This is a genomic window from Paludisphaera mucosa (assembly GCF_029589435.1).
Lineage (GTDB): Bacteria > Planctomycetota > Planctomycetia > Isosphaerales > Isosphaeraceae > Paludisphaera > Paludisphaera mucosa.
Genome location: NZ_JARRAG010000002.1, coordinates 946,401 through 964,090, shown reverse-complemented (window position 1 = coordinate 964,090; position 17,690 = coordinate 946,401). Strand labels below are relative to the sequence as shown.

14 protein-coding genes are annotated in these 17,690 nt (G+C 71.9%); 8 read left to right on the top strand and 6 right to left on the bottom strand.

Going from position 1 to position 17,690, the window contains the following annotated elements:
• Positions 1-10: 10 nt before the first annotated feature.
• Together PZE19_RS13450 and PZE19_RS13445 are read left to right on the top strand one after the other, a co-directional pair.
• Entirely contained in the window at positions 11-1,087 is a 1,077-nt protein-coding gene (locus tag PZE19_RS13450) for a CvpA family protein (protein WP_277861140.1), read from the top strand.
• Positions 1,084-1,320: an RNA-binding S4 domain-containing protein gene (locus tag PZE19_RS13445; protein WP_277861139.1), complete on the top strand. Its 237-nt coding sequence runs from the start codon at positions 1,084-1,086 to the stop codon at positions 1,318-1,320. Before PZE19_RS13450 ends, PZE19_RS13445 begins: the two co-directional genes overlap by 4 nt.
• A 37-nt stretch (positions 1,321-1,357) precedes the next feature.
• Here PZE19_RS13445 and PZE19_RS13440 read toward each other — a convergent pair whose 3' ends face one another.
• Positions 1,358-2,197, bottom strand: a complete 840-nt coding sequence (locus tag PZE19_RS13440) for an EF-hand domain-containing protein (protein ID WP_277861138.1) — start codon at positions 2,195-2,197, stop codon at positions 1,358-1,360.
• 245 nt (positions 2,198-2,442) lie between these two features.
• Here PZE19_RS13440 and PZE19_RS13435 point away from each other — a divergent pair, with 245 nt between their 5' ends.
• Positions 2,443-3,120, top strand: coding sequence for a nucleoside deaminase (locus PZE19_RS13435; RefSeq protein ID WP_277861137.1), 678 nt, complete (start codon positions 2,443-2,445; stop codon positions 3,118-3,120).
• 211 nt (positions 3,121-3,331) lie between these two features.
• Here the strand turns inward: PZE19_RS13435 and PZE19_RS13430 are convergent, their stop codons facing one another.
• The 3 genes from PZE19_RS13430 to PZE19_RS13420 form a co-directional block, all read right to left on the bottom strand.
• Positions 3,332-3,892, bottom strand: a complete 561-nt coding sequence (locus tag PZE19_RS13430) for an EF-hand domain-containing protein (protein WP_277861136.1) — start codon at positions 3,890-3,892, stop codon at positions 3,332-3,334.
• A gap of 41 nt (positions 3,893-3,933) precedes the next feature.
• Complete coding sequence (locus PZE19_RS13425; RefSeq protein WP_277861135.1) at positions 3,934-4,647, bottom strand: dioxygenase family protein; 714 nt, start codon at positions 4,645-4,647, stop codon at positions 3,934-3,936.
• Between the two features lie 157 nt (positions 4,648-4,804).
• A complete protein-coding gene (locus tag PZE19_RS13420; protein WP_277861134.1) occupies positions 4,805-5,407 on the bottom strand; it encodes a DUF1990 domain-containing protein in 603 nt (200 codons plus the stop codon).
• A 46-nt stretch (positions 5,408-5,453) separates the two neighbouring features.
• Between PZE19_RS13420 and PZE19_RS13415 the strand changes: the two genes are divergently transcribed.
• From PZE19_RS13415 to PZE19_RS13400, 4 genes are all read left to right on the top strand, one after another.
• Positions 5,454-6,404, top strand: a complete 951-nt coding sequence (locus PZE19_RS13415) for an NAD(P)H-binding protein (RefSeq protein ID WP_277861133.1) — start codon at positions 5,454-5,456, stop codon at positions 6,402-6,404.
• A gap of 86 nt (positions 6,405-6,490) precedes the next feature.
• Entirely contained in the window at positions 6,491-8,353 is a 1,863-nt protein-coding gene (locus PZE19_RS13410) for a sulfatase (RefSeq protein WP_277861132.1), read from the top strand.
• Between the two features lie 435 nt (positions 8,354-8,788).
• Positions 8,789-9,574, top strand: a complete 786-nt coding sequence (locus PZE19_RS13405) for a 3-keto-disaccharide hydrolase (protein ID WP_277861131.1) — start codon at positions 8,789-8,791, stop codon at positions 9,572-9,574.
• 370 nt (positions 9,575-9,944) lie between these two features.
• A complete protein-coding gene (locus tag PZE19_RS13400) occupies positions 9,945-12,392 on the top strand; it encodes a hybrid sensor histidine kinase/response regulator (protein WP_277861130.1) in 2,448 nt (815 codons plus the stop codon).
• Between the two features lie 330 nt (positions 12,393-12,722).
• Here the strand turns inward: PZE19_RS13400 and PZE19_RS13395 are convergent, their stop codons facing one another.
• Positions 12,723-14,732: a hybrid sensor histidine kinase/response regulator gene (locus tag PZE19_RS13395; RefSeq protein WP_277861129.1), complete on the bottom strand. Its 2,010-nt coding sequence runs from the start codon at positions 14,730-14,732 to the stop codon at positions 12,723-12,725.
• Between the two features lie 256 nt (positions 14,733-14,988).
• On the opposite strand from PZE19_RS13395, the gene PZE19_RS13390 reads away from it, so the two are divergent.
• The gene (locus PZE19_RS13390; protein WP_277861128.1) at positions 14,989-15,837 is read left to right on the top strand and encodes a carbon-nitrogen hydrolase family protein; all 849 of its coding nucleotides are present in this window, start codon (positions 14,989-14,991) and stop codon (positions 15,835-15,837) included.
• Positions 15,838-16,421: 584 nt separating this feature from the next.
• Here PZE19_RS13390 and dinB read toward each other — a convergent pair.
• Positions 16,422-17,513 (bottom strand): DNA polymerase IV, encoded by a 1,092-nt coding sequence (gene dinB / locus PZE19_RS13385; RefSeq protein WP_277861127.1) that lies wholly within the window; start codon positions 17,511-17,513, stop codon positions 16,422-16,424.
• Positions 17,514-17,690 lie beyond the last annotated feature (177 nt).

Genomic DNA, 17,690 nt, shown 5'->3' with positions numbered 1-17,690 from the left:
AGGGGCACGCATGACGTACTACGACATGGCCATGGCGGCGGTCCTGATCGCCGGGATGATCCGAGGGGCGTGGCGGGGGATCACCTGGCAGCTCGCGAGCATCGGGTCGCTGGTGCTGGGATACCTGTTCTCGTACCAGGTCTCGGCGGCGATCGCCCCCATGCTGCCCGGCACGCCCGAGGCGGCCCGCGCGATGTCGATGGCGGGCTCGTACCTCGTCGTCTCGGGCGCGGTCTTCGGGCTGGCGTGGATGGTCCGCAACGTCATCCGCAAGCTGAGGTTCGACGCCTACGACCGGCATCTCGGCATGATGCTCGGCGGCGTCGAGGGGGCGGCCGTCGGGATCCTGGCGACGATGCTCGTCGTCAGCGTCGCGCCCGGCACCCGCCAGCCGATCTTCGCCAGCCCCACGGGCAAGGTCGTCAACAGCCTCGTCAGCAACGTCGGCCCGATCCTGCCGGGCGAGGTCCGCAACGCCCTCGCCCCGTACTGGCCCGGGGCCGTCGCCGCCGCCGAGAGCGAAGCCGCGCCGGAGCCGGAGGCGAGAGATCAGGCCGTCGCCTCGCGCGCCTCCGCCCGGCTCGACGCCGCGGTCGGCCCGCGCCGCGAGGGGGACGCCGACAACTACACGGCCACGGCCGCGCCGGCCTCGACGCGCGACGTCGTGGACAGGCTCGTCGAGCAGGGACGCGGCAAGGCCGAGCAGGCGCTGGTCGAGACGCTCGACCCCGACGGCAAGGCGAGCACGATCCGCGACCTGTTCGAGAAGGACAAGGGCCGCCTCAAGGAGGCCGTCGCCGGCGCGGTCGACGAGACCCGGCGCAACCTGGCCGATCAGATCCAGGACCCCGACGGCAAGGTGCAGGGCAAGGCCGGCGAGGTCGCGAAGCGGCTCGGCAAGTACCGCGACCGCATCGCCCGGGTGCAGGACGACGTCAAGAAGGCCCGGCAGCGGCTGGAGCAGGGGACCGACGGCACGATCGAAGACAGCCGTCGCAAGCTGGAGAAGTCGCTGAGCGACGCCATCGACAAGGGGCTCGACAAGCTCGGCCTGCCCGATCCCGCCCCGGCGGCGGCCCCGCGATGAGCGAGGGCGAGCGCCAGGAGATCCGCCTGGACGTCGGCGACCGCGAGATCAACCTCATCCAGGTCCTCAAGCGGGCCGGCTGCGTGATGACCGGCGGCGAGGCCAAGAACCTCGTCGCCGAGGGCCTGATCCGCGTCAACGGCGAGCAGGAACTCCGCAAGCGCCGGCAGATGGCCCGCGGCGACGTCGTCGAGATCGACGTCGAGGACGGCCCGCGGATCATCCTCGATTGAGGAAGCTCGGCGGGCCGCCGCATCGCGCCGGCGTCCGTCAGGGCTGGCCGGCGTCGCGCATCCCTCGGGACGCCATCATGTCGAGCTGCTGCTTCTGATCCTCGGTCAGCATCTGGTCGAGCGCGCCGTCGACCTTGGCCTGCAAGGCGCTGAGCTGCTTCCGCTGCGCCGCCGTCAGGGCCAGCGCGTCCTGCGCGGTCGTCGACAGGATCTCGGCGGGACGCGAGGACGTGGAGGCGGACGGATTCGTCGTGTTCTGGCCGGCCTGATTCCAGCCGCCGTTCATGCCCATGCCGTTCATGCCCATGGTATTGCTCGTGCCGCTCGTGTTCGTGCTCGCGCCATTATTCATACCCATGCCGCCGTGTCCGCCGCCCATGCCCATCCCATTGTTCATGCCCATGCCGCCCATGCCCATCCCGCCGTTCATCCCGCCGCCGTTCATGACCATACCGCCATGTCCGCCGCCTTGCTGAGGCGGGGCGCCGGCGAAAGCGAAGATCTCGCGAGGTCCGCCGGAGCCCGAGGACGGCCCGGCATCGGGAGCGTACGCGTCGGAGGTCGGTCGGTAACGGGTGGTGCGCGACGACCGGGCCCGCGACGTCGACCGGGCGGCGGCGCCCTCCTTGGCGGCGAGGGCGGCCAGCTCGGCCTTGGTGACGACGCCGTCCTCGTCGGCGTCGGCGCGGGCGAGGACGGCGGCGAGGCGCGGGTCGGCGACCTCGGATTGGGTCAGTCGCCCATCCCCATCCTTGTCGAGGGCCTTCATCCGGGCGAAGACGTCGCGGGCGGAGGCGGTCTTCGGGAGCGAGCGGCCGCCGCCGGGCGACCCCTGGGCGAGCGTCGTCGCCGCGAGCAGGATGCAGATCGTGGTCATGGCGGCCCCTCGGGTCTTCGGCTGCGTGATGGGTAGATCGAGCGTCGTCGCGACGCCCTTCGAAGGGATCGTTCGGGATCCCGCGGAACGCGCGCGGAATCTCGTCGACGGCCGCCCCTCGCGCCCCGGGGGCCGGGCGATTTCGACGATCCTCGCGATTTCCCCCCCAACCCGTCCGGCGTGACCTAGCCTTGCCTGGGCGTGGGCTGTCAGGCCGAGGGGAATATCGAAGGGGGGATTCACCTATGGATTCGATGCCGGTTTACAAGGGCGGGCGGCGGTTGGCGTTGACCGCGGTTGCGGCGGCCGTCGCGGGGATCTCGCTGGGCGTCTGGGCGGCCCGGACGAGCCTCGCCGGGGGGGCGGACGAGCCCTCGAAGAACCGCGCGGTCTCGGAGAAGGTCTGGGTGACGGCCCGGGACGTCGAGTCGCGGTACACGCCCGAGCAGTCGCGGGCCTTCATGCGGCGGGCGATCGCGAATTCGCGGACGGCGGGGGTCGAGAAGCGGACGGGCGGGGCCTTCGGCGCGGTGATCGTCGACCGCCAGGGCGAGATCGTGGGCGAGGGGTCGAACCACGTCGTCGCCAACCACGACCCGACCTGGCACGGCGAGATGGAGGCGATCCGCAACGCCTGCGGCTCGCTCAAGGTGCTCAAGCTCGACGGCTGCGTCCTCTACACGTCGTCCGAGCCGTGCCCGATGTGCCTGGCCACCGCCTACTGGGCGGGGCTCGACGGCATCGTCTACGGCGCGGCCGTCGAGGACTCCAAGCAGTACGGCGGCTTCGACGACGCCTTCATCTACGAGCAGTTCGCCGCGCCCGTCTCCGAGCGGAAGATCCCCGAGGTGACCCTGCTGCGCGACGAGGCCGTCAAGGTCTGGAAGGAATACGCGGGCCTCAAGGACAACGTCGCCTACTGAGCGGCCGTTCCAATGGGCCGGCTGGGTCCGCGGACGACGGCCTTCCCCCCTCGCGGGGGAAGGTGGCCCGAAGGGCCGGATGAGGGGGTGACGAGCACGAAAGCCGCCGCTCCGACATCCGGCCTGCCGGTGGATTCCGAAGGGGCCTCGCGCGGGCTCCCGCTCATCCGACCCCTGCGGGGCATGCCTTCCCCCGCGAGGGGAAGGCCGATCAGCGGGGGCCTGGCCGTCGTCGGCCCGGGCCGCGGCCGGGGGGCGGTCCGCCGGGGCCGGGGCCCGGCCGCGCGGCGGCCTTCAGCTCCGCCTTCTGGGCGTCGGTGAGGATCTCGGCCAGGGCGGCGTCGACCTTCGCCTGGAGTTCGTCGATCTTGCCGCGCTGTTCGGGCGTCAGCTCCAGGGCCTGGCGCAGGGGAGGGGAGAGGACCTCGCCCGGACGCGATGGGGGCGCGCCGGGGAAGCCGTCGAAGCCCGGTCCCCCGCCCGGGGGCGGGCCGAAGTCGAAGTCGGGGGCGTCGGAGTGCTCGGCCTCGGCCAGCGCGGTCAGCTCGGCCTTCGTGACCGCGCCGTCCTTGTCGGCGTCGGCCCGGTCGAACAGGCCGAGCAGCCGCGCGTCGGAGACCTCGCCGCGGGCGAGCTTGCCGTCGCCGTCCTTGTCGAACGCCGTCATCCGCGCGACGACGTCCTGGACGTCGGCCTCCTTCGAGAGCGACGGCCCGCCCCCCGGAGGCCCCTGTGCGAGCGCGGCCGCCGCGACGATCAAAAATCGGATCATGAAATCACCTCGCAAATTCTGGATGTCGAAGACGTGCCGGTTCAGGCGTTCCGCGGCCGTGCGTCGCGGAGGGCGTGCAGGGCGTGGTCGTCGGGCGTGCGGCCGAGGATCACGTCGAAGGCCGCGGCCAGCTCGCCGGTCTTGGAGTCGGGGATGGGCTTGAACTCGGCCATGAGCAGTTCGCGGTCGAAGACGCCGATGCCGCCGAGGACGACGCCGTCGACCTTGTTCCCGGGATGGCCGGCGATGTTGATCTGCGAGGTCAGGAGCGTGCGGTCGCCCTTCTTGATCTTGAAGTGGATGTGAGGCGCGGGGCGGCCGGGGTAGGGGACCGGCTTGATCGTGCGGAACCGGTACTCGCCCGTCGCGCCGGTGGTGAACCGGCCGAAGCCCTGGAAGTTCTTGTCCTGCTTCTCGGCGTTGCGGCCGCTGTCGGCCGAGTGCAGGTAGACCTGGTTCGCGTCGCACTGCCAGATCTCGATCGTGGCGTCCTTGATCGGTCCGCCCGAGGCGTCGAGGATCCGGCCGTGGAGCTGGGTGATCTCGCCCACGGCGGGCGTGAGCGAGTCGCCCAGGACGATCAGGTCGTTGTCCTGGTCGAGCGGCAGCTTGTCGGGGTAGAACGGCCCCTCGGTCCGCGCGGGGGTGCGCGCCAGCTCCTCGGCGAAGAGCCCGCGGGTCGTGAAGAAGGCCGCGCCCATCGAGAGGGCGCCGAGGAAGGCCCGGCGGTCGGCCGGCCGGATGGGGGAGGGCATGGCGAGGCTCCTGGAAGGCCGTCGAGACGTGATGGGACGGGGATCGGCGACGCCGCGACCCTGAGGCGGCCGACGTCTCTAAGGGTAGGGGCCCTGGCGCGGGGAATGAAGCCCTTTCGCCGCCGTTTTCGGTAACAGATTGTAACGGGCCCTCGGCTCAGCCCGGGGGCGGGACGGTCGCCTCCCGCGCCAGGGCCTCGACCATCGCCGCGGCGGACTGCCGGCCGAACAGCTTCTGCGACCGTCGCATGTAGGGGTATCCCAGGCGGGTCAGCCACAGGTGGGGCTGGGAGAACGACGAGACGTCGTACCAGACCTCGTCGGTCGCGCCGTCCCACTCGACCTGGAACCGCTCCTCGCCCGAGCCGACGTGGCCCGGGAGCGTGCCGAAGGCGACCCCGAAGCGCGCGGCGGCCTCGCCGTCCTCGTCGACGACGTAGACGACCCGGCAGGCGTTGAGCCACCAGAGGCCCAGGCGGCGCGCCACGATCGCCACGACGGCCCCGGGGCGGACGACCGCGTCGGCCGGCCGGATCTCGGCCCAGCCGATGCGGAACTGGTCCCAGCGCCGGAGGGCCGCCCGGGCGCGTGCGAACGCCTCACGGCCCGCGCCGATCCGTTTGCGGGTATGATTCAGGCGGTAGTCGGCGGGGGGCACGTCGGCCGTCGCGCCGACGGGGGCGTAGGTGAAATCGAGGTCGTCCTGGCCGTCGAGGAACTTGCGGACGGTTTCGGCAGACGGTTTGCGGAACGTGAACATCGACTTCACCGGGGAAGGCCGCGATCCAAAGACTCCAGGATACCCCATGTCGCAAGCGAATCCCGAACCATCTCCGCTCGTTCTCGTCGCCGGGGCCAGCGGCTACATCGGCGGCCGGCTGATCCCGGCCCTCAAGGCCCGCGGCGCGAGGCTCCGCTGCCTCGCCCGCAAGCCCGACGCGATCCGCGCGAAATTCGGCCCCGACGTCGAGGCCGTCGCGGGCGACGCGCTCGACCGGGCCTCGCTCGACGGCCCCCTGGCCGGCGTCGACACGGCGTACTACCTCGTCCACCTGATGACCGACTCCGACGACTTCGAGGCCCAGGACCGCCGCGCCGCGAAGAACTTCGCCGAGGCCGCGAAGGCCGCCGGCGTGCGGCGGATCATCTACCTCGGCGGCCTGGGCGACGACGCCGACCCCGACCTCTCGCCGCACCTGAAGAGCCGCCACGAGGTCGGCGAGATCCTCCGGAGCACGGGCGTCGAGACGATCGAGTTCCGCGCGTCGGCGATCCTCGGCCCCGGCAGCCTGTCGTACGACATGGTCAAGTCGCTGACCGACCGCCTGCCCGTGATGATCTGCCCCAAGTGGCTCTCCACCCCCACCCAGCCCATCGCCGTCGAGGACGTGGTCGCCTACCTGGACGCGGCCCTCGACCTCCCCCCGGGCGCGAGCCGGGTCGTCGAGATCGGCGGGGCCGACGTGGTGAAGTACCGCGACCTGATCGAGGAATACGCGCGCCGGAAGGGCCTGCGCCGGGTCTTGATCTCGGTCCCCATCCTGACGCCCTGGCTCTCGGGCCTCTGGCTCGCCCTCGTCACCCCCAACAAGTTCGGCGTCGGCCGCCACCTGATCGAGGGCCTCAAGAACCCGACCGTCGTCCGCGGCGACGACGCCCGGAAGCTCTTCCCCCGGATCCACCCCGTCGGCGTCCCCGAGGCCATCCGCCGGGCCGTCGCCCAGGCCGAGGCGGCCGCGGTCAAGCCCGCCGCCTGAGGCCCGGGGGGACGCGGATCGGCGTTGCCCGGATCGCCGTCTTAATGTATTGGTGGGCCGTTCCCAGCATGGGGAAGGGGGGCGGCATGGACGACGCGAACTCGCAGAAGGGCTCGGCCCCGGCGGCCGAGCGGACGGTCTCGCCGCTGGGCGTGGCGCGGCTGGCGCTCCTGTTCGGGCTGCTGACGGGGGCGCTCGAGCTGACGCAATGGCTCGTGCGGAACGCGGTCTCGGGCGGGGTGTCGCTCGGCGACTTCCAGATGAGCCGGCACTTCTTCTGGATGATCCCGGCCTCGAACCTCGTCATCTTCGGGGGCTCGGGGGCCGTGCTGGGGCTGGTCGCCTGGCTGCGGCCGCGGTGGGCGGGGCGGGTCGCGCTCTGGGCGATGGGGTTCCTCTGCGGCCTGGCCCTGCTGCTGACGGTCCCGGGGCTCTACGCCTTCGCGGCGGTGGCCCTGGCGGCGGGCGTGGGGGCGATGACGTCCCGCCACGGCTCGACGCACCTGCCGAGGTTCCAGCGCCTGCTCGTCGTCGCGCCCCTGGTCCTGGGCGCCGTCGCCGCCAGCCTCCACGGCTGGGACCGGATCCACGCCGCCCTGGCGGAGCGTCGCCCGGCCCCGGCGCCGGCCGCCGTCAAGGAGACGCCCAACGTCCTCCTGCTGGTGCTCGACACCGTGCGCGCCGAGAGCCTCAGCCTGTACGGCTACGACCGCGACACGACCCCCAACCTCAACCGCCTGGCCTCCCGCGCCGTCCGATTCGACCAGGCGCGGTCGACGGCCCCGTGGACGCTCCCCTCGCACGCGAGCATGCTCACGGGCCGATGGCCCCACGAGCTGGACGTCGGCGAGCGCAAGCCGATGGGCCGGGCCTTCCCGACGCTGGCCGAGGCCCTCGCGGCGCACGGCTACGCGACGGCCGGGTTCATCGCCAACACGTTCTTCTGCAACGCCTGGTTCGGCCTCGGCCGCGGCTTCCAGCACTACGACGACTTCTACGAGGAGCAGACGGCGGTCTCGATGGAAGAGGCCCTGCGCTGCTCGTCGCTGGGCCGGCTGGCCGTCCGGATGCTCTCCGACCCCTTCGGCGGCGTCGAGCGGAGGCGCAAGGACGCCGGGCGGATCAACGCCGCGTTCCTGAACTGGCTCGACCGCAAGGGCGAAGACGACCGGCCGTTCTTCGCCTTCCTCAACTACTTCGACGCCCACGGCCCGTTCGTCCCCCCCGCGGACGCCGACCGCCCCTTCGGCCGACCCCCCGCGGACGCCGACGAGGAGGCCCTGATCCGCGAGTGGGACGTCCGCTCGCGCGTCGGCCTCTCCGACGAGCAGCTCGCCCTGGCGCGGGACTCGTACGACGACTGCCTCGCCTACCTCGACCGCCGAATCGGCGAGCTGTTCGACGAGCTGGAGCGGCGCGGGGCGCTCGACGACACGCTCGTCATCCTGACCTCGGACCACGGCGAGGGCCTGGGCGAGCACGACCTGATCGGCCACGGCCGCAGCCTGTACGACCAGGAGACGCGGGTGCCGCTGCTCGTCTTCCTGCCCCACGGAGCCCGCGGCGGCCAGTCGATCGGCGCGCCCGTCAGCCTCCGCGACGTCCCCGCGACGGTCCTCGACGTCCTCGGCCTGGATCCCTCCGCCTTCCCCGGCGCGTCGCTCGCGCGACGGCCGTCGGACGAGGCCGCCGTCCTGACCGAGGTCCGGATCAAGGAGGAGGTCTCCAGGAACCTCGCCCGCCCCCCCGCCTGGCGCGGGCCGATGGCGGCCCTGGTCGCCGAGGGCTTCTCGTACATCCGCAACGCCGACGGCCGCGAGGAACTCTACGAGGTCGCCGCCGACCCCGGGCAACTCCACGACCTGGCGCCCACCCCCGGGTCCGCGGCCACCCTCGAACGCATGCGCGCCCGCCTCGAAGCCCTCGCTCCCGACGAGGACGACGACTGAGCCGACCCCGCCGCCGCGCCCTCATCCAGGCTCGCGAGGCCCGATTCCGGTCCGCCCCCGAACGGATCGTGCAAATCGGCGCATCCTATCCTGGGAGGGTTCGCCGAACCCACACCTCGGCGGGCCGGGGCCGGCGGATCGACGGGATGATCGGAGACGCACGATCGCCTTTCTTGCAGAAAATCGAGCGCTGCGATTTGTGCGGAATTGCCGGTTTTTCGGGTCTTAAAATTATGCGGCTTAGTGGGTTGCGTCCGATGGGTTCATTGGTCGCGGGTGCGGACGAAGCCGATTCGAAGCCGATCCTCGATCATTCTCGATCGACCTCGATCGGACGGCGAGCGAGAGGCCCGGCCGCCGGCAGGCGTTGCAAGTCGCGCCGGCCGGCCCTATCCTCTCGCCAGGCCCGTTCCTTCCCCTCGGAGGTTTCCCGCCATGACCGCCGTTCGAGCCGCCCTCTTCCTCCTTCTCGTGGTCCTCTCCTCGTCCTGCCCGGCGTCCGACGACTGGACGCCGCTGTTCAACGGGAAGGACCTCGCCGGCTGGAAGTTCCGCAACCCCGACGCCAGGAAGCTCTGGGTCGCCTGCGACGAGGTCAAGCTCGACCCCTCGAACCCCGGCCGGCTGCTGCCTGTCGGCGAGGGCGGCGGGGCCGGCGCCGTCTTGCTGTGCGGCGAGGACGGCCGCGCGTCGGACATCATGACCGTCGAGGACTTCGGCGATTACGAGCTGCACCTGGAATTCACGGTCCCCAGGGGCAGCAACTCCGGGGTCTACAATCGCGGCCTCTTCGAGATCCAGATCTTCGACAGCTTCGGCGCGGCGAAGCCCGCGTTCCACGATTGCGGCGCGCTCTACGAGCGGGCCTCGCCGCCGGAGAACCTGGCCCGGGCCCCGGGCGCATGGCAGACCTACGACGTCACGATGAAGGGCAAGACGATCTCGCTCACATGGAACGGCAAGGTCGTCTATCGCGACATGGACGTGCGTTACGGCGAGACCGACGAGGACGCCTTCGAGCGACTCACGAACGAGAACGAGGGCAAGCCCCCGGAGCTTCGCGTGCGGCTCGAACGGAAGGACGGGAAGTACGTCGGCTTCTTCGGCGAGGGCTGCACCCGCTCCGGATTGGACGGCCCCGACCGTCCCGGGCCGATCCTGCTCCAGGGGGATCACGGGCCGGTGGCCTTTCGCGACATCCGGATCCGGCGGCTCGACTGACGGACGTCGCCCGGGGCGGGCTCGCGGGCGGTCACGCCTCGAGTCGCCGAGGGTCCGGGCCCGAGGCCCGAGGCCGGCTCGACGTTCTTCCGCCGCCGCTCCCGCCCGGCCCGCCCGTCGGCGGGAGCAAGTCGGCGGTCGAGGGGATTCGTCGTCACCCGGCTCGTCGCGTCGCGCCGTCGCGGCTTCCGTGAAGGAGTCCCCGCCGTGACGCCCCGCGAGCGCGGAACGGGACCCGGGCCGAAATCTGTCGCCGACGAGGGCTCGCGCTTTATACTGTTCCGAGCGGCTTGAGGGACCTCGCGGAGGAGGCCGTCGTCCACGACGGGGCGAATGGGCATCCGCCCGTACCAGTGCAAGACTCACCGTCATGACCGAACACCCGGGCCTCGCCCCCGACTTCCAGGCCCTCTTCGAGGCCGTCCCGACCCCGTCGCTCCTGGTCCGCCCCGACGACCGGTTCACCATCGTCGCCGTCAACGCTTCGTATCTTCGGGCGACGCGCGCGACGCGGGAGTCGCTCGTCGGTCGGGGGCTCTTCGAAGCCTTCGCCGACGATCGCGAGCATCCCGGGGCGACTGATGGGCGGGACCTCCGGGCCTCGCTCGACCGGGTCCTGGCCACGCGCGCCCCGGATCACATGGCCGTCCGGAGGCGCGACGTCCCGCGGCCCGGCGGCGGCTTCGAGGAGCGTCACTGGAGCCCGCTCAACGCGCCGGTCCTGTCGGCGGAGGGCGCCGTCGCCCACATCCTCCACCAGCTCGAGGACGTGACGGAGGTCGTCCGCCTGCGGCGAGAGGCTGGCGAGCGGGACGTCGACGCGAGCGCCGCCCCCATCGTCGACGACGACGGCCGGAACGCGGGGGTCGTCGTGACATACCACGACGCGGGCGAGGGGCGGCGTGCCGAGGAGACGACGAGCCGGAGCGAGCAGCGGTTCCGGGCCCTGGTCACGGCCTCCTCGGACGTGATGTATCGCATGAGCCCGGACTGGTCGGAGATGCAGCCGCTCGACGGCCGCGGCCTGGTCGCCAGCAGCGACGCCCCGCTCCGCGACTGGATGCAGCGGAACCTCCCCGCCTCGGAGCACGCCCTCGTCCGGGGGGCGATCCGGGAGGCCGTCTCCGCCAGGCGGATGTTCGAGCTGGAGCACCGGGTCGTGCGAGCCGACGGCTCGATCGGCTGGACGTACTCGCGCGCCGTGCCGATCCTCGACGCGGGCGGCGAGGTCGTCGAGTGGTTCGGCGTGGCGAGCGACGTGACCGCGCGCAAGCAGGCCGAGGAGGAGAACGACCGCCTCGAAGCCGAGGCCGAGCGGCAGCGGCGGATCTACGAGGCCGCCCTGTCGAACACGCCCGACCTCGTCTACGTGTTCGGGCTCGACCACCGGTTCCTCTACGCGAACGAGGCCCTCCTCCAGATGTGGGGCCGGACCCGGGAGGACGCCCTGGGCAAGAACTGCCTGGAGCTGGGGTACGAGCCGTGGCACGCCGAGATGCACGACGGCGAGATCGAGCGGGTGGCGGCCACGAGGCGGCCGATCCGCGGCGAGGTGCCCTTCGCCGGGACCAACGGCCGGCGCATCTACGACTACATCTTCGTCCCCGTCATCGGCAAGGACGGCCGGGTGGTGGCCGTGGCGGGCACCACCCGCGACGTGACCGAGCGGCGGCAGGCCGAGCAGGAGATCCGCGAGCAGGCCGAGCGGCTCCGGGAGAACGACCGCAGGAAGGACGAATTCCTCGCCATGCTCGCCCACGAGCTGAGGAACCCGCTGTCGGCCATCGGCAACGCCGTGACGCTCACGACCCGGAGCGGGCTCCAGGAGCACATCGGGTGGTCGATGGGGGTCGTCACGCGGCAGATGCGGCACCTGACGCGGCTCATCGACGACCTGCTGGACGTCTCCCGCATCAACCGGGGCAAGATCGAGCTGCGACGGGAACTCGTCGACCTGACGTCCATCCTCGCCGCCGCCGCCGCCACCGCGAAGCCGTCGATGGAAGAGAGGGGGCACACGCTCGAAGTCGCGACGAGCCACGGGGGGTTGTGGGCCGACGTGGACCCGACCCGGATCGAGCAGGTGGTCGTGAACCTCCTGAGCAACGCGGCCAAGTACAGCGAGAACGGCGGGCTCATCGCCCTGCGGGCCCGGAACGAAGGCGACGAGGTCGTCGTCTCCGTGCGGGACCGCGGCGTCGGCATCCCGCCCGAGACGCTGCCGCAGATGTTCGAGCTCTTCGCCCAGGGGGACCGCTCGCTCGCCCGCTCCGAAGGGGGCCTCGGCATCGGCCTCACGGTGGTCAAGAAGCTCGTCGAGATGCACGGCGGGACGGTCGACGCCCGCAGCGAGGGCCGCGGCAAGGGGAGCGAGTTCACGATCCGGCTCCCGAGGGCCGCGAGGCCGGTCGCCGCGGCGCCGGAGGGGACGGCCCCGGCCGAAGGCGGGAGGATTCCCTCTCGCATCCTCGTCGTCGAGGACAACGTCGACGCGGCCTGGGGGATGGCCCAGCTCCTGAAGCTCCTCGGGCACGACGTGGCCGTGGCCCACGACGGCCCCCAGGGCATCGAAAAGGCGAAGGAGCATCGGCCCGAGTTCGTGCTCCTCGACATCGGCCTGCCCGGCATGGACGGCTACGAGGTCGCCTCCCGGCTGCGGCGGGAGCCGAGCTGCAAGGACGCCGTCATCATCGCCATCTCGGGATACGGCCGGGACGAGGACCGCCGCCGGTCGAAGGAGGCCGGGTTCGACCACCACCTCATCAAGCCGCTCGACCACGACGTCCTGATCACGCTCCTCGCGGCCCCGGGCCGATAGCCGCGCGGCCCGCCCCCGAACCTCGAAGGGGTCGCGAGGCTCACCCGGATCTCGACCGTCCCCTCGTCGCCCCCCAGGAGCAGGCCGCCGCCCACGACGTCGCCGGGGGCGGGCGCGACGGGCATCAGCCCTTTCGGCTCGAAGGACCCGGGAGGGGCGGCGACGCCGTGCAGGAGGTCGGCGAGATCCCGCCGCCGCAGCCGTGGGCGGCGTCGGCCCGGCGGAGCAAGGGGTCGGCGCACCCGGCGACGCGACGGTCCCGCCCCGGATCGGCGGCCGAACCTCCACGACGGACGATGCGGGCGCGAGGGCCTCCCATCGTTCGGCGCCTCAGGTGGTCTGCGTCCTGCCGGCGAGGCTGGCGACGACGGCCAGCAGCTCCTCCGGGTCGACCGGCTTGGCGACGTGGGTCTGGAACCCGGCGAACAGGGCCCGCCTGCGGTCCTCGGGCCGCGCGAAGGCCGTGAGCGCGGCCGCCGGCAGCTCCTTGGGCGAGCGTCTCGAGCGCACCTGACGGATGAAGTCGTATCCGTCCTCGTCGGGCATCCCGACGTCGCTGACGACGACGTCGGGGCGGAACGACTCGACGAGTTCGAGGGCCTCGCGGACCGAGGCCGCCTGCGCGACCTCGGCCCGGCAGGCCGAGAGCACGCGATGGATCAGGTGCCGGGCGTCGGGCTCGTCGTCCAGGACGAGGACGCGCACGCCGTCGAGCATGTGGTCCTTGCAGAGTCCCTCGGCCCCGCCCCGCGGCTTCGGCGCGGATTCGGGCGGAGTCGGCCGCCCCGGATTCACGGCGGCGATCGGCAGGGAGACGGTGAAGGCGGATCCCCGGCCCTCGCCCGGGCTCTCGGCCTTCAGCGACCCTCCGTGCAGCTCGACCAGCTGCCTGGCGATCGCGAGGCCCAGGCCGAGGCCGCCGTACCGCCGCGTCGTGCTCGAGTCGGCCTGGCGGAAGCGGTCGAAGACGTGGGGCAGGAAATCCTCGCTCATGCCGATCCCGGTGTCGACCACCTTGATCTCGAGGTGCGAGTCGACCCGCCCCAGCGACACCCGCACCGAGCCGCCCTCGGGCGTGAATTTCACGGCGTTGGAGACCAGGTTCCAGACGACCTGCTGCAGCCGCGACGCGTCGCCGATCGCCGGGGCCGCGAGGGGATCGATCATCCTGAGCAGGTCCACCCCCCTGGCGGTCGCCGCCGGGATGGCGGCGGCGACGGCCGCCTCGACGACGTCCTGGACGCGCACCCGCTGGGCCTCGATCCGGAGGTTGCCCGAGACGATCCGCGAGACGTCGAGGATGTCCTCGATGATCCGCGCCTGGGCGACCGAGTTGCGCTCGATGACGGCCAGGCCCTCCTGGATATGCTCCTCGCCCACGCGGCCGGACTTCAGGATCTTCGCCCAGCCCAGGATGGCGCTCAGCGGCGTGCGCAGCTCGTGGCTGAGCGTGGCGAGGAAGTCGTCCTTCATGCGGTTGGCGGCCTCGGCCTCGTCCCGGGCGCCGCGCACGGCGGCCTCGGCCCGCCGCCGCTCCGTGACGTCGTCGTGGACCACGACGACGCGCACCGGGCCCGGCCTGACGAATCGGCTGACTCGCATCGTGAACCAGCGGCATCCGCCGGGCGGGTGGCACGGGTATTCGCAGGCGAAGTCGTCGCGCCGGCCCTCGATGACGTCCAGGATGCCCGCGACGGTCCCGCCGTCCTCGGCCGGCGAGCCCGGCGCCGGGAGGCAGGAGTCGAGGTAGTTCCGTCCCACCCCGGAACCGTCGCCGACGAGGCCGTTCTGCTCGCCGAACCGACGCCAGGCGGCGTTCACGAAGAGGATGACCCCCCGCTCGTCGAGCACGGCGATGTGGCCGGCGAGGGCGTCCAGCGTCTCGGCGAAGAATCGGGTCGTCTCGTCCAGCAGCTCCCGGCTCCGGCCGGCATCCCGCTCGGCCCGCCTGCGGTCGGTGACGTCCTCCATGGCCAGCAGGATCTTCCTGCCGTCCCGGTGGAGCTTCCGCGCGTTCAGGAGCATGGTCTTGAAGCCGAGGCGGCCGAAGTCGTGCTCGACGGCGAAGTCCTTGACGGAGGAATCGCCCGGCAGCACGTCCTCAAGCAGGGTCTTCAACTCCTCGATGTCCCACTGCCGATCGCCGAGGTCGTAGATGAGCCGGCCCTCCACGGACCGCGGCTCCAGGCCGAACGCCTCGTAGAAGGCGTCGTTGGCCTGGTCGACGGTCAGGTCCGCGTCGAGGATGACGAGCGGCTCGCGGACGATGGCGATGACGCTCTGGGCGAGTTCCAGGACCTCGCCGACCGAGGGGTCCTCATCATCCGGGCCTTCGGCCATGGCGTGACCACCTGCTTGAAGAGCGGGACGCGATCCCCTGGTTTGTGGAAGTCTCGATCGTTTTCAAGAAGCTTAACCTTCCTGAAGCAAATCCGGGACCGTCGTGCGGCGAAGCGAGGGCGCCGGTCGTCCCGCCGGGACGGGGAGGGAAGCAGGAAGATCGCATAGGGCCTTCCCCTGGTCGCCCGGCCCGATTACGGTGAGGGTCGAAGCCGGATCGACGTGCGATCGGAACCATGGGGAGGCGACGGGGACCATGGAGACGGCCCAGCGAGGCTTTCGCGCCGGGATGGCCCAGATCCTGGTCGAGGGGGGACGGCCCGACGCCAACCTGGGCCGGGCCGTCCGGGCCGTCGGCGAGGCCGCCTCCCGGGGATGCCGGCTGGTCGTCCTGCCCGAATGCCTGGACCTGGGCTGGACCGACCCGTCGGCGCGCGATCTGGCCCGGGCGATCCCCGGCCCCCACGCCGAGCGATTGGCCCAGGCTGCAGGTGAGCACCGCATCCACGTCGCCGCCGGGCTCGTCGAGCGCGCGGGCGACCGCCTGTACAACGCCGCCGTGCTGATCGGGCCCGAGGGCCGGATCCTGCTGCACCACCGCAAGATCAACGAGCTGGACGTCGCCCTGGGCCTCTACGCCGTCGGCGATCGGCTGGGCGTCGTCGAGACGGACCTCGGGACGATCGGCCTGGCGATCTGCGCCGACAACTTCGGCCGCTCGCTGGCGATCGGCCACGTCCTCGCCCGGATGGGGGCGCAGGTCATCCTCTCGCCCTCGGCCTGGGCGGTGGACGCCGACCACGACGAGGATCGCGAACCTTACGGGGGACTCTGGCTCGACTCCTACGCCGAGCTGGCCCGCCTCTACGACGTCGCCGTCGTCGGCGTCAGCAACGTGGGCCGGATCTCGGGCGGCCCCTGGAGCGGCCGCAAGGTCATCGGCCGCTCGCTGGCGATGGGGCCGGGCGGCGTCGTCCTGGCCCGCGGCCCGTACGGCGAGCGGGCCGAGGCGCTCGTGGACGTGGAGATTTCGCCCCGGCCCCCGATCGCCCGGGGGACCGCGATCGCCGAGGCCCTGGAGGCCCGGGGCTATCGCGGCGTCTGAGGCCGCCTCGCCCGGGGGACGCTGGTCCACGAGAAGGCCCGCGGCCGCCGCGTTCGGGTCGTTCGGTACGCGGCCGAAGTGGACGGCCGTCTGCTCCATCGGTCGATATCCATCGGGGGGACGAATCGCCCGAGCTGATCGACGGGGTCAGGCGCCTGCTGGAATGGTACCGCCTCCAGGGGAAGCGGGCGAGCGAGGTGGAGGCCCACGCCCGGCTGGCCGCCCGGGCCGGCGGAGTCGCCCGCCGCCTGGCCGTCGGGCGAGGGCGTCCGCGCTGAACATTAGGGTCCGGGGCGGCCGGCGCCGTGACCAGCGCGATGTCTCGGATGGACGCTGCGTAGGCTCTTGCAGGTTTCGCAGGCGCCGTCGCGGGCCCCATCCGCGGGGATTCGGTCCCGGCGCCCGCGGCGACCCGGCCGGGCCCGCGACCCTCGTAACCCCCGGAAACGGGACTGTCGAAGCCGACGTCCGATGTCGCGACGTGGGCTTCGTCCTCCTCTCGGAGAGCCTGCGGTCGTCGCTCGCCTGCTGCATTGCGGCGTACGAGGCGATTGAGACGGCGGGGTCGGACCGACCGGCCGGGCTCAGAGCGGCAGTCGGAGCTGCCGACCGTCGCGGGGCTCCGAGTCGACTTCAAGTGACGACAACGTCACGCCGAGCAGGCGGATCCCCTTGCCGGCGGGGAAGAGGGGCTCGAGGAGGGCGGATATGATCTCCTCGAGCACGGCCCGCGACGCGACCGGGGCGTCGACCGTGCGGCTGCGGGTGACCTGTCGGAAGTCGGCGTACTTGGCCTTGAGCGTCGCCGTCCGCCCCCGGAGCGTCGAGGCCTCGCAGTAGGACCAGACCTTGCCGACGAGCGGCTCGATCGCGGCGCGCGCCTCCTCGGCCGTGAAGAGGTCGGCGCCGAACGTCGTCTCCGCGCCGATCGACTTGCGGACGCGGTCGGCGGAGACGGGGCGGTCGTCGACGCCCCGGGCGAGCCGGAAGTAATACGGCCCCGCCTTGCCGAAGTGTTCCTGCAAGAACGACGAGGTCCGGGCCTTCAGGTCGCCGCCGTTCCGGATCCCGAGCGCCTCCATCTTCGCCCTCGTCACGGGGCCGATGCCGTGGAACTTCCCCACGGGCAAGCCCTCGACGAACGCCGGCCCTCGCCTCGGCGTGATGACGAACAGGCCGTCGGGCTTGCGTTCGTCCGACGCGATCTTCGCGAGGAACTTGTTGTACGAGACGCCGGCCGACGCGGTCAGGCCGGTCTCGGCGCGGATCCTCGCGCGGATCTCCTCGGCGATCGCGGTCGCCGAAGCGATCGCTTTCAGGTTCTCGGTGACGTCGAGATAGGCCTCGTCGAGCGAGAGGGGCTCGACGAGGGGCGTGTACTCGGCGAAGATCGCGCGGATCTGCTGCGACACCGCCCGATAGACGTCGAACCGCGGCTTCACGAAGATGAGCCCCGGGCACTTCCGTTTCGCCGTGACCGAGGGCATGGCGGACCGGACGCCGAACTTGCGCGCCTCGTAGCTCGCCGCCGCCACGACGCCGCGCTCGCGCGAGCCGCCGACCGCGACGGGCCTGCCGCGGAGCCCCGGATCGTCGCGCTGCTCGACGGACGCGTAGAAGGCGTCCATGTCGATGTGGATGATCTTCCGCCGCCGTTCAGCCCTGACCACGTTCACGCCCCTCGAACTCGACGACCAGGATCGGTCGGCCCGCCGGAGAAACGGCGCCGGCGGTGTCGAATCGTCGCGACCATGAGTTAGACTTTTTAGGAATCTACCACATGGATGTCCACCCGTGTACGAAAAATCACGACGGCCCCGTTCACGTGCACGAGTCCCACCCGACCGCGAGGC

What these genes read in the sequence shown, in the direction of transcription:
- PZE19_RS13445 (WP_277861139.1), top strand. Translation starts at nt 1,084, where the DNA reads ATGAGCGAGGGCGAGCGCCAGGAGATCCGCCTGGACGTCGGCGACCGC.
- PZE19_RS13435 (WP_277861137.1), top strand. Translation starts at nt 2,443, where the DNA reads ATGGATTCGATGCCGGTTTACAAGGGCGGGCGGCGGTTGGCGTTGACC.
- PZE19_RS13420 (WP_277861134.1), bottom strand. Translation starts at nt 5,407, where the DNA reads ATGTTCACGTTCCGCAAACCGTCTGCCGAAACCGTCCGCAAGTTCCTC.
- PZE19_RS13405 (WP_277861131.1), top strand. Translation starts at nt 8,789, where the DNA reads ATGACCGCCGTTCGAGCCGCCCTCTTCCTCCTTCTCGTGGTCCTCTCC.
- PZE19_RS13430 (WP_277861136.1), bottom strand. Translation starts at nt 3,892, where the DNA reads ATGATCCGATTTTTGATCGTCGCGGCGGCCGCGCTCGCACAGGGGCCT.
- PZE19_RS13415 (WP_277861133.1), top strand. Translation starts at nt 5,454, where the DNA reads ATGTCGCAAGCGAATCCCGAACCATCTCCGCTCGTTCTCGTCGCCGGG.
- PZE19_RS13450 (WP_277861140.1), top strand. Translation starts at nt 11, where the DNA reads ATGACGTACTACGACATGGCCATGGCGGCGGTCCTGATCGCCGGGATG.
- PZE19_RS13395 (WP_277861129.1), bottom strand. Translation starts at nt 14,732, where the DNA reads ATGGCCGAAGGCCCGGATGATGAGGACCCCTCGGTCGGCGAGGTCCTG.
- PZE19_RS13400 (WP_277861130.1), top strand. Translation starts at nt 9,945, where the DNA reads ATGACCGAACACCCGGGCCTCGCCCCCGACTTCCAGGCCCTCTTCGAG.
- PZE19_RS13410 (WP_277861132.1), top strand. Translation starts at nt 6,491, where the DNA reads ATGGACGACGCGAACTCGCAGAAGGGCTCGGCCCCGGCGGCCGAGCGG.
- PZE19_RS13390 (WP_277861128.1), top strand. Translation starts at nt 14,989, where the DNA reads ATGGAGACGGCCCAGCGAGGCTTTCGCGCCGGGATGGCCCAGATCCTG.
- PZE19_RS13440 (WP_277861138.1), bottom strand. Translation starts at nt 2,197, where the DNA reads ATGACCACGATCTGCATCCTGCTCGCGGCGACGACGCTCGCCCAGGGG.
- PZE19_RS13425 (WP_277861135.1), bottom strand. Translation starts at nt 4,647, where the DNA reads ATGCCCTCCCCCATCCGGCCGGCCGACCGCCGGGCCTTCCTCGGCGCC.